14 protein-coding genes are annotated in these 15,061 nt (G+C 63.3%); 1 reads left to right on the top strand and 13 read right to left on the bottom strand.

Features of this window, described 5'->3' with window-relative positions; all coding sequences use genetic code 11:
* Nucleotides 1-62: 62 nt before the first annotated feature.
* From sigX to ppsA, 8 genes are all read right to left on the bottom strand, one after another.
* Entirely contained in the window at nucleotides 63-653 is a 591-nt protein-coding gene (sigX, locus tag OGL93_RS21785) for an RNA polymerase sigma factor SigX (RefSeq protein ID WP_263265103.1), read from the bottom strand.
* A gap of 93 nt (nucleotides 654-746) precedes the next feature.
* A complete protein-coding gene (locus OGL93_RS21780) occupies nucleotides 747-1,571 on the bottom strand; it encodes a mechanosensitive ion channel domain-containing protein (protein ID WP_263265102.1) in 825 nt (274 codons plus the stop codon).
* Between the two features lie 2 nt (nucleotides 1,572-1,573).
* Complete coding sequence (locus OGL93_RS21775; RefSeq protein ID WP_263265101.1) at nucleotides 1,574-1,819, bottom strand: CrfX protein; 246 nt, start codon at nucleotides 1,817-1,819, stop codon at nucleotides 1,574-1,576.
* A gap of 65 nt (nucleotides 1,820-1,884) precedes the next feature.
* Nucleotides 1,885-2,880, bottom strand: a complete 996-nt coding sequence (locus tag OGL93_RS21770; RefSeq protein ID WP_263265100.1) for a zinc transporter ZntB — start codon at nucleotides 2,878-2,880, stop codon at nucleotides 1,885-1,887.
* Nucleotides 2,881-2,903: 23 nt separating this feature from the next.
* A complete protein-coding gene (gene rraA / locus OGL93_RS21765) occupies nucleotides 2,904-3,392 on the bottom strand; it encodes a ribonuclease E activity regulator RraA (protein WP_263265099.1) in 489 nt (162 codons plus the stop codon).
* A gap of 32 nt (nucleotides 3,393-3,424) precedes the next feature.
* Nucleotides 3,425-3,724 carry a Rieske (2Fe-2S) protein gene (locus OGL93_RS21760; RefSeq protein WP_263265098.1) on the bottom strand — a complete coding sequence of 100 codons (300 nt, stop codon included), beginning with the start codon at nucleotides 3,722-3,724 and terminating at the stop codon, nucleotides 3,425-3,427.
* A gap of 25 nt (nucleotides 3,725-3,749) precedes the next feature.
* On the bottom strand, nucleotides 3,750-4,760 hold the full coding sequence (locus OGL93_RS21755; protein ID WP_263265097.1) for a lysophospholipase: 1,011 nt from the start codon (nucleotides 4,758-4,760) through the stop codon (nucleotides 3,750-3,752).
* A 64-nt stretch (nucleotides 4,761-4,824) separates the two neighbouring features.
* A complete protein-coding gene (gene ppsA / locus OGL93_RS21750; RefSeq protein WP_263265096.1) occupies nucleotides 4,825-7,194 on the bottom strand; it encodes a phosphoenolpyruvate synthase in 2,370 nt (789 codons plus the stop codon).
* Between the two features lie 163 nt (nucleotides 7,195-7,357).
* On the opposite strand from ppsA, the gene OGL93_RS21745 reads away from it, so the two are divergent.
* Nucleotides 7,358-8,176 carry a pyruvate, water dikinase regulatory protein gene (locus tag OGL93_RS21745; RefSeq protein ID WP_263265095.1) on the top strand — a complete coding sequence of 273 codons (819 nt, stop codon included), beginning with the start codon at nucleotides 7,358-7,360 and terminating at the stop codon, nucleotides 8,174-8,176.
* 76 nt (nucleotides 8,177-8,252) lie between these two features.
* Here the strand turns inward: OGL93_RS21745 and prpF are convergent, their stop codons facing one another.
* The 5 genes from prpF to OGL93_RS21720 form a co-directional block, all read right to left on the bottom strand.
* The gene (gene prpF / locus OGL93_RS21740) at nucleotides 8,253-9,431 is read right to left on the bottom strand and encodes a 2-methylaconitate cis-trans isomerase PrpF (RefSeq protein WP_263265094.1); all 1,179 of its coding nucleotides are present in this window, start codon (nucleotides 9,429-9,431) and stop codon (nucleotides 8,253-8,255) included.
* Between the two features lie 23 nt (nucleotides 9,432-9,454).
* The gene (gene acnD, locus OGL93_RS21735) at nucleotides 9,455-12,055 is read right to left on the bottom strand and encodes a Fe/S-dependent 2-methylisocitrate dehydratase AcnD (protein ID WP_263265093.1); all 2,601 of its coding nucleotides are present in this window, start codon (nucleotides 12,053-12,055) and stop codon (nucleotides 9,455-9,457) included.
* A gap of 84 nt (nucleotides 12,056-12,139) precedes the next feature.
* Nucleotides 12,140-13,267 (bottom strand): 2-methylcitrate synthase, encoded by a 1,128-nt coding sequence (prpC, locus tag OGL93_RS21730; protein ID WP_263265092.1) that lies wholly within the window; start codon nucleotides 13,265-13,267, stop codon nucleotides 12,140-12,142.
* 48 nt (nucleotides 13,268-13,315) lie between these two features.
* A complete protein-coding gene (gene prpB / locus OGL93_RS21725; RefSeq protein WP_263265091.1) occupies nucleotides 13,316-14,203 on the bottom strand; it encodes a methylisocitrate lyase in 888 nt (295 codons plus the stop codon).
* Nucleotides 14,200-14,919, bottom strand: a complete 720-nt coding sequence (locus OGL93_RS21720; protein WP_263265123.1) for a GntR family transcriptional regulator — start codon at nucleotides 14,917-14,919, stop codon at nucleotides 14,200-14,202. The genes prpB and OGL93_RS21720 overlap by 4 nt, the downstream gene beginning before the upstream one ends.
* Between the last annotated feature and the right edge of the window lie 142 nt (nucleotides 14,920-15,061).

Below are 15,061 nucleotides of genomic sequence, written 5' to 3'. Positions count from 1 at the left end.
TGGGACAACTCGGCGGCAATTCTAGCAGAACTTGCACGCCAGTTAGAGAGAATCACGTGCCGTTAAGTTTCCAAAACGTTCGCGAATTTCTCGCGCAGCTTGTCGAGCGCGCGCTTGTAGCGCATTTTGGTTGCGCTCAGACCCATGTGCATGATGTCCGCGATTTCTTGGAATTCCAGTTCAGCGACAAAGCGCAATACCAGAATTTCACGATCAATCGGGTTCACATACACCAGCCAGCGGTCGAGACCGCCGCGCTCCTCAGGCTTCGGCGCCTTCTCCTCCGAAGCCTCCTCGACCGGATCGAGACTCAACGCATCCATCAATCTGCGCTTTCGTCTCTCTTTCCGATACTGCGTGATGCATTCGTTGTAAGTGATGCTGTAGAGCCATGTCTTGAACTTCGATTTGCCTTCGAAGTTCTTCAGCCCATACAGCACCTTCAACATCACTTCCTGACAGACATCATCAGCATCCCGATCGTTCCCCAAATAACGGGCGCATACATTGAAGAGCGTGCGCTGATAGCGGCGCATCAGCTCCTCATACGCGCGGGTCACATGGAAAAGCTCTTCATGCGAACGTGCCACCAGTTCCTCGTCAGAGAGCGCTCGTGGGTCGTATCGCAAGGAAGGCGTTTGCACTTTAGTCAAAACGGTTCGGGCCGCAGGTCAGGTCAGTTCTACCGCTCACCCAGACAGGCCAGGCGGTTTTTCGCGGCGGGCATACTAGCAGAATATGCACGCTCAGCGGCTACTGACCTTCTCCGCAAGCAGGATCCGATTGGACAAAGACACCAACTCTCCATCATCCGTGAGCACTGTGGTTTTCACGGTGCCGATCTCTTCAATATGGCCCTCAAGCTCTCCAATGCGCACCTGCTGGCCTACTTGGTACAGCTCGCGCACATAGATGCCAGCGAGAATCTGCCCGGCGATCTCCCGGCTGCCCAGGCCCATTGCCAGTGCCACAGCCAGACCGACGGTAATGAGCGCAATCACGATTACATGGTTGAGCAGGTCGGTCTTGATCTCGAGCTGGCTGATCGCCACGGAGATACTGATGACGATCACCAGCCACTGAGCCACGCGACCCAGGCCACCGGCATATTCGATACCCACGCCTTCCGCGGCGCTACGGACGATGCCGTTGACCAGTTGCGCCAGCAGCACCCCCACCAAGAGCACCAGCACCGCGCCGAAGACCTTCGGTAGGTACAGCGCCAGCACGTCCAGGGTCGCGGAAACCCGCTGCAGGCCCAGCGACTCGGCCGCCGAGACGAAGAAGATCAGCAGCACGAACCAATAAACGATCTTGCCCACGAGCGTGGAGATAGGCACTCGAATACCGGCGCGGCCCATTAGCTTGGTCAAGCCGGTCCCGGCCATCAGGCGATCCAGGCCGAGCTTGGCAAGCACGCGCGAGAGCAAGGCATCGAGCAGCTTGGCTACCACGAAGCCCAACAACACGACCACCAGGGCGCCAAACAGGTTGGGAATAAAGTTGGCGACTTTGGTCCACAGTGCGGTCATCGCGGTGACCAGGCTTTGGGTCCAGAGGTCGAGTTCCATGTTCAATCAGCCTTATCCGCGCGCTGCGCGGTACGGGAACGACGGGTAGCCGGGGCGACATGCGGCGCGCCCTTGCTCACAGCGATCATGCTGGCCTGGAAGCAGCGCCCGATCAAGCCGAACAGGTCCTGGGCGCCGACCTGACGGTTAGCGGTCTTGAGCACCCGGTCCAGGCACGCATCGTCGTCGCGGCCCGAGGGCGTGGCGTTGAGCATGTCCTTCAGGGACTGTTCGAATGGATCGTGCATGATCACCTCACGAATTTGACTCAAAGACGCAGCCCCCAGAGCGCAGGTCACATCCTTGAGCAACTTCACAACCAGCGAAGCCGCCGATACAGCAACCATTGGCCTAAAGCTACAGCCAGGATTACCCCGCAGGTAATGAAAAAGCCTTCAGGGTCGTTCCCCCCCGGCAGCCCTCCCACGTTCATGCCGAGCAGGCCGGTAATGAACGTAATGGGCAGGAAGATGCCTGTCACCACGCCAAACCGGTACATGGTGCGGTTCATCCGCTCGCTGAGTTGCCGCTGCTCGGCCTCGAGCAGCAGCGCGACCCGTTCACGGCTCAATTCCAGCTCTTCGAGGTAACGGATCAAGCTGTTGTTCAGCTCATTCCAGTAGTCGTTGTCTTGCCCGGCGAACCAGCCTGGGCAATTGCGCCCTAGCAAGGCGAAGAGGTCGCGCTGAGGTGCGAGAAAACGCCGCAACCCAGCCGCACGGCGCCGTAGATGTAGAAGAACCGAGTGTTCCGGGGCATAGCCTTCCTCGGCGTCCACGCGCTCCTCCTCGGCGTCGAGGGTTTCGGTCAGTTGGTCCACCACCGCCTGAATGCGCACGGTCAGCCGCTCGGCCAGGTACAGCACCAGGTCAGCGGCATTGCGTGGCCCATCCCCTGCTGCCAAGCGGGCGACCAGATCCTCGGTGGCTCGCAGCGAGCGCAGGCGCAGGGAGATCACCCGCCGCTGTTCGGCGAAAATGCGCACCGAGACCATGTCTTCTGGCTGAGCGCCAGGGTTGAGGTTGATGCCGCGCAAAAACAGCAGAAATTGCGAATCCGGCAACGGCACCAGCCGCGGCCGGGTGTTCTCTTCGAGCAGCAGATCGCAACTGAACTCGCTCAGGCCGCTCTGCTCGCGCAACCAGGCGCGGGTCTGGGGATGACTGCGATCCCAGTGCAACCACAAGCTTTCGGCCTCGCCCAGACGCAGGCTGGCAAGCTCGGCGCGGGCTACTGTCCTGGCACCGCCCTGGCCATCGAGAACCAGTGCATGCACCAGCCCCCACTGTGCATTGTCATTCTCCGCCATCAGCGACTGCGTATCCTCTGCGGTTATTCGGGCATGCTCAGGGCAACGGGCGACACGATCACGCCGTTGTTGTCGGCATAGAGGTAATCCCCAGGGCGCAAGGTCACACCGCCGAAGGTCACCGGTACGTTGAGGTCGCCGATCCCACGCTTGTCCGTCTTCATTGGGTGAGTGGCCAGCGCCTGCACGCCGAGGTCGGTCTGGGCGATCACGTCCACATCGCGAATGCAGCCGTAGATCACGATCCCTTCCCAGCCATTGTGCGCGGCTTTTTCCGCCAGCATGTCGCCGAGCAACGCCCGACGCAGCGAGCCGCCGCCGTCGACGACGAGCACTTTGCCCTTGCCGTCGGTATCGACCTGCTCCTTTACCAGCGAATTATCTTCGTGACATTTGATGGTCACGATCTGCCCGCCGAAGGAATCACGGCCGCCGAAGTTGCTGAACATCGGCTCGAGCACCTGGACTTGCTCAGGGTAGGCATCACACAGGTCTGGCGTAAGGTAGTGCATGGTGAACTCCTTTTTCGCGTGGGAACGGCCTGTTACACATCCAGGCCAAGACGGTCGCCATCATAGGCTACTGGCCAGCGGATAAGCGAGCCACAGTGGGCCTGGCGGGGGCGGCCGCTGTGCACATCGAACTCGATGCCATGCCGGCGGCAGCGCAGCAGCCCTCCTGCCAGGGTACCGTCGTGCAGCGGCGCGCCTTGATGAGGGCAGCGGTTTTCGAACAGCAAGTGCTGGCCTTGATCGACGATCAACAGCAACTGCCGCCCCGCTACGTCGAAAGCGCGCTTGTAGCCTTCGTCGAGGTTGATCAGGCGTTCCAGGGCTACGAACACAGGGCGAGGGCCTCCAAGGCAAATGTCAGAGCTTAGCCTGCCCCTCGAAGGCCGCCAGGCCCTCTGCCACACTGGCCTGGGGCAGCACGCGCGCCGGTGCCGACAGCCAGCGCACCACCTGCGGCCACACCTGTGCCTGCGCGGCCTTGCTGACCAGCATATCGACGTGGCCGAAATCTTGGCTGAACCCTTGAGCCTGCCCCAGCATCAGGAACTGGCCGTCCCCGCCGAAGCGTAGGAACAACTGCTCGCAGGCCCAGGGCGGATCCTGGCGATCCCCGGCTCCAGCGACGACCAGTAACGGCAGCTTCACTTCGGCCAGGCCGTCGCGCCAGTCCGCTCCGCCACGGCCAAGCCGCCGTCGCAAGCCATGCCAGCGCAGTAACTCCAGGCCGATGCCCGCTGGCTCATCCTCGGGCCCTCGCTTGAAGCGCGGGCCCGAGAGATGTTCGAAGCCGCGCAGCACCAGCCGCGCCGCCCAGTTCAATGGCGCGACCCGCAGCGGCCAGGCCGTGCGGCTGACCTGGCTGCCGAACAAGGCCACGCCAGCAAACTCGTCGGCCGCCAGGTAACGCGCGCCTAGCGCCATGGCCAGGGTGATGCCGCCGAGTGAATGACCGAGCCAGCACGGCCGCTGGCCGCTGAGCTCGGTCACGAAGGCATTGATCACTGGAAGGTCATAGCGGGCGTAGTCGGCCACGGTGTTGTGGCGGTATTGCTGGTTGCGAGGCGACAGGCCGTGGCCGCGCATCTCGGGAATCCACACGTCGAAACCGGCGCGTGCCAACGTGGCGCCCAGGCCGATGCCCTTGGGTGAGTACCAGAAGCGGCGGTTGGAAAAGCTGCCATGCAGCAGCACCACCGGGGCGCCGCGGCCAGCGCCATTGTTGTCCGCCAGGCCCAGCCGGGTGATGGCCAGCTCCACGGTGAAGTCTGGGCTGTTGCCCGCCTTGATCCGGTAAACGTCTTCGCTGAGGTCGCCACATCGCTCCGCGCGGAGCAATGCGACAGGAAATAAACGGCTGCTGCTTTGCATGGTTCACAGGCTTCGATCAGAGAAAAAACACACCCCCGGCGAACCGGGGGTGAGGATTATCTGCTCAAGCCTGCCCCTCTGCCAGGAAGAACCAGGTTTCGAGAACCGAATCGGGGTTGAGCGATACGCTTTCGATGCCCTGCTCCATCAGCCACTTGGCGAGGTCCGGGTGGTCCGAAGGGCCCTGGCCGCAAATCCCGATGTACTTCCCAGCCTTGTTGCAAGCCTGAATGGCATTGGCCAGCAGTTTCTTGACCGCGGGGTTACGCTCGTCGAACAGGTGGGCGATGATCCCGGAGTCCCGGTCCAGCCCCAGGGTGAGCTGGGTCAGGTCGTTGGAGCCGATGGAGAAGCCGTCGAAGTATTCGAGGAACTCGTCGGCCAGCAATGCATTGGAGGGCAGCTCGCACATCATGATCACGCGCAGGCCGTTCTCGCCACGCTTGAGGCCATTGCTGGCCAGCAGCTCGACCACTTGGCTGGCTTCGCCGAGGGTACGCACGAACGGCACCATGATCTCGACGTTATCCAGCCCCATCTCGTTACGCACCCGCTTGAGCGCACGGCATTCGAGTTCGAAGCAGTCACGGAACGCTTCGCTGATATAACGCGAAGCGCCCCGGAAGCCCAGCATCGGGTTTTCTTCGTCCGGCTCGTACAGCTTGCCGCCGATGAGGTTGGCGTACTCGTTGGACTTGAAGTCCGACAGCCGCACGATGACCTTCTTCGGGTAGAACGCCGCGGCCAGGGTGCTGATGCCCTCGACCAGCTTTTCCACATAGAAGCCGACCGGGTCGTTGTAGCCCGCGATGCGCTTGTCCACGCTGTCCTTGATTTCGGGCGGCAGGTCCGCGTAGTTGAGCAGCGCCTTGGGGTGCACGCCGATCATGCGGTTGATGATGAACTCCAGCCGCGCCAGGCCCACGCCTGCGTTAGGCAACTGGGCGAAGTCGAAGGCGCGGTCCGGGTTACCGACGTTCATCATGATCTTGAACGGCAGCTCGGGCATGGCATCGACCGAGTTCTGCTTGATATCGAAGCCCAGTTCGCCTTCGAAGATGTAGCCGGTATCGCCTTCGGCGCAGCTCACCGTCACGCCCTGGCCATCCTTGAGCAGCGAGGTGGCATTGCCGCAACCGACCACCGCGGGGATGCCCAACTCGCGGGCAATGATCGCCGCGTGGCAGGTACGGCCGCCACGGTTGGTGACGATGGCGCTGGCGCGCTTCATCACCGGTTCCCAATCGGGGTCGGTCATGTCCGATACCAGCACGTCACCCGGCTGGACCTTGTCCATTTCCGACACGTCGCGGATGATCCGCACCTTGCCGGCGCCGATGCGCTGGCCAATGGCGCGCCCCTCTACCAGCACGGTGCCTTTTTCCTTGAGCAGATAGCGCTCCATGACGTTAGCGCTGGCGCGGCTTTTCACGGTTTCAGGGCGGGCCTGAACGATGTACAGCTTGCCGTCGTCACCGTCCTTGGCCCACTCGATATCCATCGGGCGGCCGTAGTGTTTCTCGATGATCATTGCCTGCTTGGCCAGCTCGCTGACTTCAGCGTCGGTCAGGCAGAAGCGCGCGCGCTCGGCCTTGTCCACGTCTACGGTCTTCACCGAACGCCCGGCACGGGCTTCGTCGCCGTAGATCATCTTGATCGCCTTGCTGCCCAGGTTGCGGCGCAGGATCGCCGGGCGACCCGCCTCGAGGGTGGCTTTGTGAACGTAGAACTCATCCGGGTTGACCGCGCCCTGCACCACGGTTTCGCCCAGGCCGTAGGCACCGGTGATGAATACCACGTCGCGGAAGCCCGATTCGGTGTCCAGGGTGAACATCACCCCGGCGGTACCCGTTTCGGAGCGAACCATGCGCTGCACGCCCGCGGACAAGGCAACCAGCTTGTGGTCGAAACCCTGGTGAACCCGGTAGGCGATGGCGCGGTCATTGAACAGGGAGGCGAACACTTCCTTGGCGGCGCGGATCACGTTGTCCACGCCACGGATGTTCAGGAATGTTTCCTGCTGGCCGGCGAAGGAGGCATCGGGCAGGTCTTCGGCGGTGGCCGAGGAGCGCACGGCGACGGCGATGTCGGGGTTGCCATGGGAGAGTTCGGCGAAATGCTCGCGGATCTCCTGGTTGAGCTGCTCGGGCAGCTCGGCTTCCATGATCCATTGGCGGATCTGTGCGCCGGTTCGGGCCAGGGCATTGACGTCATCCACATCGAGGGCGTCGAGCGCGGCGTGGATCTGTGCATTGAGCCCGCTTTGCTCGAGGAAGTCCCGATAGGCCTGGGCAGTGGTCGCAAAGCCGCCGGGCACGGACACACCGGCGCCAGCGAGGTTGCTGATCATCTCGCCCAGGGATGCGTTTTTGCCCCCCACGTGCTCCACATCATGGACGCCGAGCTTATCGAGGGAAACTACGTACTCTACCAAGGTGATGTCTCCACAAAAGGGGTTAGACCGGGCGCCTTCTTGGCGCCCTCCGGGGCACAGTGGCCCAAGCCTTCGAAATGCGTGAGAATGCGAGGCTCAGCGGCCGGCGAAGCGGGCCTATGATATCTCAGGATCCTTCCACAGCCTAAGGCCCAGGGCGCACATGAAACGATCTGCTTTTTTCATCTCCGATGGGACCGGCATCACTGCCGAAACCCTCGGCCAGAGTCTGCTCGCGCAGTTCGAAACCATAACCTTCAACAAGTTCACGCGCCCCTATATCGACAGTGTGGAAAAAGCCCGGGCGATGGTTCAGCAAATCAACTCCGCAGCGGAACGCGACGGGGTGCGCCCTATCATTTTCGATACCATCGTCAACCAGGACATCCGCGAAATACTCGCCACCTCCAACGGGTTCATGATCGACATCTTCTCGACCTTCCTCGCCCCGTTGGAGCTGGAACTGGGCTCGCATTCGTCGTATTCGGTAGGCAAATCCCATTCCATCGCGCGCAATTCGAACTACATGGACCGCATCGAGGCGGTCAACTTCGCGCTGGATAACGACGACGGCGCGCGCACCCATTACTACGACAAGGCCGACCTGATTCTCGTGGGCGTTTCGCGTTCCGGCAAAACGCCGACCTGCCTTTACATGGCCATGCAGTTCGGTATCCGCGCCGCGAACTACCCGCTCACCGAAGAAGACATGGAGCGGTTACAATTGCCCCAGGCCTTGCGCGCGCACCGGCATAAGCTCTTCGGCCTGACCATCGACCCGGACCGGCTCACCGCCATTCGCCATGAGCGCAAGGCGAACAGCCGTTACTCAAGCTTCGCCCAATGCGAGTTCGAAGTGCGCGAAGTGGAAAACCTGTTCCGCCGGGAAAACATCCTGCACATCAATTCCACGCATTTTTCCGTGGAGGAAATCTCCGCGAAGATCCTCGTGGAAATGGGCGTTGAGCGGCGCTTCAAATAACCTGGGCGGCCCCTCTGTTCCCAGGCTCCCCAGCGCCCACAGAATGGGGTGGAACCGGGCGAAAGCCCGGGATAGCCTACACCTCCGGCACCCGCACCCACCCTTCCATCAACACCCGCGCACTGCGGCTCATGATCGCCTTGGTCACGATCCAGTCGCCATCGACCTGCCGCGCCTCGGCCCCTACCCGCAGCACACCGGACGGGTGCCCGAAACGCACCGACTGCCGCTCGCCGCCGCCGGCCGCCAGGTTCACCAACGTGCCAGGCACTGCCGCGGCCGTGCCTATCGCCACTGCTGCCGTGCCCATCATGGCGTGGTGCAACTTGCCCATGGACAGTGCCCGCACCAGCACATCCACATCCCCCGCCGCTATCGCTTTGCCGCTGGACGCCGTGTAGCTGGCCGGCGGTGCCACGAAAGCGACCTTGGGCGTGTGCTGGCGGGTAGCGGCTTCGGCGGGGTCGCGAATCAGCCCCATGCGCAGCGCACCGGCGGTGCGAATGCGCTCGAAACGCGACAGGGCCTCGGGATTGTCATTGATGGCCCCCTGCAGCTCGGTACCGCTGTAACCCAGGTCCGCCGCGTTAAGGAAGATCGTCGGGATACCCGCGTTGATCATCGTGGCCTTGAAGGTGCCGACACCGGGCACCTCCAGGTCGTCGACCAGCCGGCCGGTGGGGAACATCGAACCGCCCTCCCCTTCGTCCGCTGGGTCCAGGAACTCCAGGCGCACTTCGGCAGCCGGGAAGGTGACCCCATCCAGCTCGAAGTCACCGGTTTCCTGCACCGCGCCCGCGGTCATGGGCACATGGCTGATGATGGTCTTGCCGATATTGGCCTGCCAGATGCGCACCGTCGCCACGCCGTCGCGGGGCACCCATTGCGAATCGACCAGGCCGCTGCTGATGGCGAAGGCGCCCACGGCGGCAGACAGGTTGCCGCAGTTACCGCTCCAGTCTACGAAGGGTGCATCGATGGAAACCTGGCCGAACAGGTAGTCGACGTCATGCTCCGGCCGGGTGCTGGGCGAGAGGATCACCACCTTGCTGGTGCTGGAGGTCGCGCCGCCCATGCCGTCCGTTTGCTTGCCGTAGGGGTCCGGGCTGCCGATAACCCGTAGCAGCAGAGCGTCACGGGCCGGCCCAGGGGCTTGCGCGGCGGGCGGCAGGTCCTGGAGGCGGAAGAACACCCCCTTGCTGGTGCCGCCACGCATGTAGGTGGCGAGAATGCGTAGTTGCGCTGGATGTGCCATGGCAGCTTCCTGAAGACCGCGGCTCAGGCCGCCGCGGTGGTGGATTCGAGAAAATCGGTGGCAAAGCGCTGCAGCACTCCACCCGCCTCGTAGATGGACACCTCTTCGGCGGTGTCCAGGCGGCAGATCACCGGCACTTCCAGGCGCTCGCCGTTGCGCCGGTGGATCACCAGCACCAGGAACGAACGTGGCGTGCGTGCGCCTTCCACGTCATAGGTTTCGGTCCCATCGAGCCCTAAAGTAAGGCGATTGGTGCCGGCCATGAACTCCAGTGGCAGCACGCCCATGCCGATCAGGTTGGTGCGGTGGATGCGCTCGAAGCCTTCGGCCACGATAGCCTCGACCCCGGCCAGGCGTACGCCCTTGGCCGCCCAGTCCCGCGAAGAGCCTTGGCCGTAGTCGGCGCCGGCGATGATGATCAGCGGCTGCTTGCGCTGCATGTAGGTTTCGATCGCCTCCCACATGCGCATTTCCTGGCCTTCGGGTTCCACCCGGGCCAAGGAGCCCTGCTTCACCTGCCCCGTGGCGTCGAGCACCATTTCGTTGTACAGCTTGGGGTTGGCGAAGGTCGCCCGCTGGGCGGTGAGGTGATCGCCACGGTGGGTGGCGTAGGAGTTGAAGTCTTCTTCGGGCAGGCCCATGCGCGCCAGGTACTCGCCGGCGGCGGAGTCCAACATGATGGCGTTGGACGGCGACAGGTGATCGGTGGTGATGTTGTCGCCCAGCAACGCCAGCGGGCGCATGCCGGTCAGGCTGCGTTCGCCAGCGAGCGCACCCTCCCAATAGGGTGGGCGGCGGATATAGGTGCTGGCAGGCCGCCAGGCATAAAGCGGGCTGATGCTCTCGGTGCTGCCCGGTTGCACGGCGAACATGGGGATATATACCCGGCGGAACTGCTCGGGCTTGACCGACGCCTTGACCACCGCGTCGATCTCTTCATCGCTGGGCCAGATGTCCTTGAGACGGATTTCTTCTCCGCCGGGGCCACGGCCGAGTACGTCTTTCTCGATGTCGAAACGAATGGTCCCGGCAATGGCGTAGGCCACCACCAGCGGCGGCGAGGCCAGGAACGCCTGGCGAGCATAGGGGTGGATGCGCCCGTCGAAGTTGCGGTTGCCGGACAGCACGGCGGTGGCGTACAGGTCGCGGGCGATGATTTCCTGCTGGATGACGGGGTCCAGCGCGCCGCTCATGCCGTTGCAGGTGGTGCAGGCGAACGCCACCACGCCGAAGCCCAGTTGTTCCAGTTCCGGCAGCAATTGCCCCTCTTCCAGGTACAGCGCCACGGTTTTCGAGCCGGGCGCCAGGGAGGTCTTCACCCACGGCTTGCGGGTGAGGCCCAGGCGGTTGGCGTTACGCGCCAGCAGGCCGGCGGCAACCATATTGCGTGGGTTGTTGGTGTTGGTGCAGCTGGTGATGGCGGCGATGATCACCGCGCCATCGGGCAGCTTGCCGGGTTCGTTTTCCACTACCCCAGACACCCCGCGCGCGGCCAGTTCGCTCACCGGCAAGCGGCGGTGCGGGTTGGACGGCCCGGCGAGGGTACGCACCACCGTGCCGAGGTCGAAGTGCAGCACACGCTCGTATTCCACCTGCGCCAGGTCGTCCGCCCACAGCCCTGTAGTGCGGGCGTAGGTTTCCACCAGCTTGACCTGTTCGTCTTCACGGCCAGTGAGGCGCAGGTAGGTGATGGTCTGCTCGTCGATGGCGAACATCGCCGCGGTAGCGCCGTATTCGGGGGCCATGTTGGCGATGGTCGCGCGGTCGCCGAGGGTGAGGTTGCTGGCGCCCTCTCCGTAGAATTCCAGGTAGGCCCCTACCACTTTCTGCTGGCGCAGAAACTCCGTCAGCGACAGCACCACGTCGGTGGCGGTGATGCCCGGGGCCGGGCGGCCGCTCAAGCTTACCCCGACGATTTCCGGCAGGCGCATCCAAGAGGCGCGGCCAAGCATCACGCTCTCCGCTTCCAGCCCGCCCACGCCGATGGCGATCACCCCGAGCGCGTCGACCATCGGAGTATGCGAATCGGTGCCCACCAGGGTGTCTGGGAACGCCACGCCGTCCCGCGCCTGGATCACCGGCGACATCCGCTCCAGGTTGATCTGGTGCAGGATGCCGTTGCCAGGCGGGATCACGTCCACGTTCTTGAACGCGCGCTTGGTCCAGTCGATGAAATGGAAGCGGTCTTCGTTGCGCCGATCTTCGATTGCCCGGTTCTTGGCGAAGGCGTCTGGATCATAGCCGCCACATTCCACGGCCAACGAATGGTCGACGATCAATTGGGTCGGCACCACCGGGTTGACCTTCGCCGGGTCGCCGCCGCGCTCGGCGATGGCGTCGCGCAGGCCCGCCAGGTCAACCAATGCGGTCTGGCCGAGGATGTCATGACACACCACCCGCGCCGGGAACCAGGGGAAGTCCAGGTCCCGCTTGCGTTCGATCAACTGCGACAAGGACGCGCGCAGCGTGTGCGGGTCGCAGCGGCGCACCAGGTTCTCGGCCAGCACGCGGGAGGTGTAGGGAAGGCCCGCGTAGGCACCAGGGGCGATGGCTTCGACCGCGGCACGGGCGTCGTAAAAGTCCAAGGCCGTGCCGGGAAGGGGTTTACGGTAATCAGTGTTCATGGTTGCAAGGGCTCGATCACGGTATGGGCCAAAGAAGGGCTCTGCGGCCCTACCCTGTGGTCAGCGCTGTTTCGCCAGCGTTCTTCAACGGTCGGCTAATGGCACAAAGGCGCGCTGTTCGACGCCGATGTATTCGGCGCTCGGGCGGATGATGCGGTTGTTGGCACGCTGCTCGAACACATGGGCGGCCCAGCCGGTGACCCGGGAGCAGACGAAAATCGGCGTGAACAGCGGCGTGGGGATGCCCATGAAGTGATACGCCGAGGCATGGTAGAAGTCGGCGTTGGGGAACAGTTTTTTCTCGTCCCACATCACCTTGTCGATCGCCTCGGACACCGGGAACAGCACAGTGTCGCCCACCTCGTCGGCCAGCTTGCGCGACCACTGCTTGATCACTTCGTTACGCGGGTCAGACTCTTTATAGATGGCGTGGCCGAAGCCCATGATCTTGTCTTTGCGAGCCAGCATCTCACGGGTGCCAGCGGTCGCTTCCTCGGGGGAGGCGAATTTCTCGATCATCGCCATGGCCGCCTCGTTGGCACCGCCATGCAATGGCCCGCGCAACGAACCGATGGCCGCGACCACGCAGGAGTACAGGTCCGACAGGGTGGACGCGCACACCCGCGCGGTGAAGGTCGATGCGTTGAATTCGTGCTCGGCGTAGAGAATCAGCGACACGTCCATCACCTTGCGGTGCAGCTCGCTGGGCGCCTTGCCATGCAGCAGATGGAGGAAGTGCCCGCCCAGGGTAGGCTCGTCGCTGGCGCACTCGATGCGCTTGCCGTTACGGCTGAAGTGGTACCAGTAGCACATGATCGCCGGGAACGCGGCGAGCAAGCGCTCAGTCACTTCACGCTGGCGCTCGAAGCCGCCCTCGGGCTCGAGATTGCCAAGCATCGAGGCGCCTGTGCGCATGACGTCCATGGGGTGGGTGTCGGCAGGAATGCGCTCCAGCACGTCCTTGAGCGCTTGCGGCAGGTCGCGCATACCTTGCAGCCGCGCCAGGTACGTGTCCAGTTGCTGGCGAGTGGGCAGGTCGCCCTCGAGCAACAGGTAGGCAACTTCCTCGAACCCGGCGTGGGCTGCGAGCTCGCGCACGTCGTACCCGCGATAGGTGAGGCCGGCGCCTGCCTGGCCTACCGTGGACAGAGCGGTCTGCCCCGCGACCTGGCCACGCAGCCCGGCGCCGCTCAGTACTTTTGCTTCAGCCATTGGATTCTCCTTCTTGAATTTGTTATTCGGATCAGCCGCCCGCAGCGTTCAGCGCTTCTGAGCGAACAGCGCGTCGAGCTTTTGTTCGAACGCGTGATAACCGATGGATTCATACAACGCCATGCGGGTTTGCATGGTATCCACCACATTCTTTTGCGTGCCGTCCCGGCGGATCGCGCCATAGACGTTCTCCGCGGCCTTGTTCATGGCGCGGAAGGCGGACAGCGGGTACAGCACCATCGCCACGTCCACCGAGGCGAGTTCCTCGGTGGTGTACAGCGGCGTTGCGCCGAATTCGGTGATATTGGCGAGGATCGGCGCGCGCACCCGGTCGGCGAAGGTCTTGTACATCGCAAGCTCGGTGATCGCTTCGGGGAAGACCATGTCCGCCCCGGCCTCGATACAGGCCTCGGCCCGCTCCAACGCGGCCTCGAGCCCTTCCACGGCCAAGGCGTCGGTGCGCGCCATGATCACGAAGCTGTCATCGGTGCGCGCATCCACGGCGGCCTTGATACGGTCGACCATCTCGCCGAGCGACACGATTTCCTTGTTGGGGCGGTGGCCGCAGCGCTTGGCGCCTACCTGGTCCTCGATATGCATGGCGGCAGCGCCGAACTTGATCATCGAGCGAACGGTGCGCGCCACATTGAAGGCCGAAGAGCCGAAACCGGTGTCCACGTCTACCAACAGCGGCAACTCGCACACGTCGGTGATGCGGCGCACATCGGTGAGCACGTCATCGAGGTTGCTGATCCCCAGGTCTGGCAAGCCGAGGGAGCCGGCGGCCACACCGCCACCGGACAGATAGATCGCCTTGAACCCCGCCTGCTGGGCCAGCAGCGCGTGGTTGGCGTTGATGGTGCCAACCACTTGCAAGGGATGTTCGCTGGCGACGGCCTGGCGGAAACGCTGGCCGGGAGTGCTGTGCTGGGTCATGACTCACCTCGTTGCGATTGTTCTGTGGCCTGCCCCGCCATATGCCGCTCGACATTGCGCCGGGACCCGGCGATGTGGCGGCGCATCAGCAGCTCCGCCAGCTCGCCGTCCCGGTCGGCGATAGCGTCGAGAATCCGATGGTGTTCGGCGAACGCCTGATGGGGCCGGTTTGGGGTCGTGGAGAAACGGATGCGATACATGCGCACCAATTGGTACAGCTCACCGCACAGCAGCTGCGCAAGCGTGCGATTGCCGCTGCCCTGGATGATCCGGTAATGGAAGTCGAAATCGCCTTCTTGCTGGTAATAGCCAACACCAGCTTGGAAGCCTGCGTCGCGCTCATGGGTCTCGAGCACCCGTCGCAATTCATTTACTTCAGCCGCGCTCATCCGCGCCGCCGCCAGCCGACAGGCCATGCCTTCGAGCGATTCGCGGATGTCGTACAGCTCGATCAGCTCAGCCTGGCTCAGGGAAACCACGCGCGCGCCGACGTGGGGCACGCGGACCAACAAGCGCTGCCCTTCCAGCCGATGAATAGCCTCGCGCAGCGGGCCACGGCTAACGCCGTAGGTGCGGGCCAGTTCCGGTTCGGAGATCTTGCTGCCTGGAGCGATATCGCCGCTGACAATGGCTGCCTGAATACGGCGGAACACGGATTCCGCAATTGTTTCAGAATCTGCCTCAAGGGCGAGGGGCAACTCGGGGCCATCCCACATATTGTCGACACCTGAGTAAGCAATTCGCCAATCCTTGGGCAGAAACACTGCCAAGTCAAAGGTTTTTTCAAAGATTGTCGACACTCGACCTCAAAGTTCCTGGACGCGGTTGCCTGATAGCACCTTGCCCTGGCTGGTGTCG

It is taken from the genome of Pseudomonas sp. RIT-PI-S (assembly GCF_025642975.1).
Taxonomy (GTDB): domain Bacteria; phylum Pseudomonadota; class Gammaproteobacteria; order Pseudomonadales; family Pseudomonadaceae; genus Aquipseudomonas.
The sequence above is the reverse complement of the archived record's forward strand: the minus strand, read 5'-3'. Positions and strand labels throughout refer to the sequence as shown.

What these genes read in the sequence shown, in the direction of transcription:
- OGL93_RS21780 (WP_263265102.1), bottom strand. Translation starts at nt 1,571, where the DNA reads ATGGAACTCGACCTCTGGACCCAAAGCCTGGTCACCGCGATGACCGCA.
- OGL93_RS21775 (WP_263265101.1), bottom strand. Translation starts at nt 1,819, where the DNA reads ATGCACGATCCATTCGAACAGTCCCTGAAGGACATGCTCAACGCCACG.
- OGL93_RS21770 (WP_263265100.1), bottom strand. Translation starts at nt 2,880, where the DNA reads ATGGCGGAGAATGACAATGCACAGTGGGGGCTGGTGCATGCACTGGTT.
- rraA (WP_263265099.1), bottom strand. Translation starts at nt 3,392, where the DNA reads ATGCACTACCTTACGCCAGACCTGTGTGATGCCTACCCTGAGCAAGTC.
- OGL93_RS21755 (WP_263265097.1), bottom strand. Translation starts at nt 4,760, where the DNA reads ATGCAAAGCAGCAGCCGTTTATTTCCTGTCGCATTGCTCCGCGCGGAG.
- OGL93_RS21745 (WP_263265095.1), top strand. Translation starts at nt 7,358, where the DNA reads ATGAAACGATCTGCTTTTTTCATCTCCGATGGGACCGGCATCACTGCC.
- prpF (WP_263265094.1), bottom strand. Translation starts at nt 9,431, where the DNA reads ATGGCACATCCAGCGCAACTACGCATTCTCGCCACCTACATGCGTGGC.
- acnD (WP_263265093.1), bottom strand. Translation starts at nt 12,055, where the DNA reads ATGAACACTGATTACCGTAAACCCCTTCCCGGCACGGCCTTGGACTTT.
- prpC (WP_263265092.1), bottom strand. Translation starts at nt 13,267, where the DNA reads ATGGCTGAAGCAAAAGTACTGAGCGGCGCCGGGCTGCGTGGCCAGGTC.
- prpB (WP_263265091.1), bottom strand. Translation starts at nt 14,203, where the DNA reads ATGACCCAGCACAGCACTCCCGGCCAGCGTTTCCGCCAGGCCGTCGCC.
- OGL93_RS21720 (WP_263265123.1), bottom strand. Translation starts at nt 14,919, where the DNA reads ATGTGGGATGGCCCCGAGTTGCCCCTCGCCCTTGAGGCAGATTCTGAA.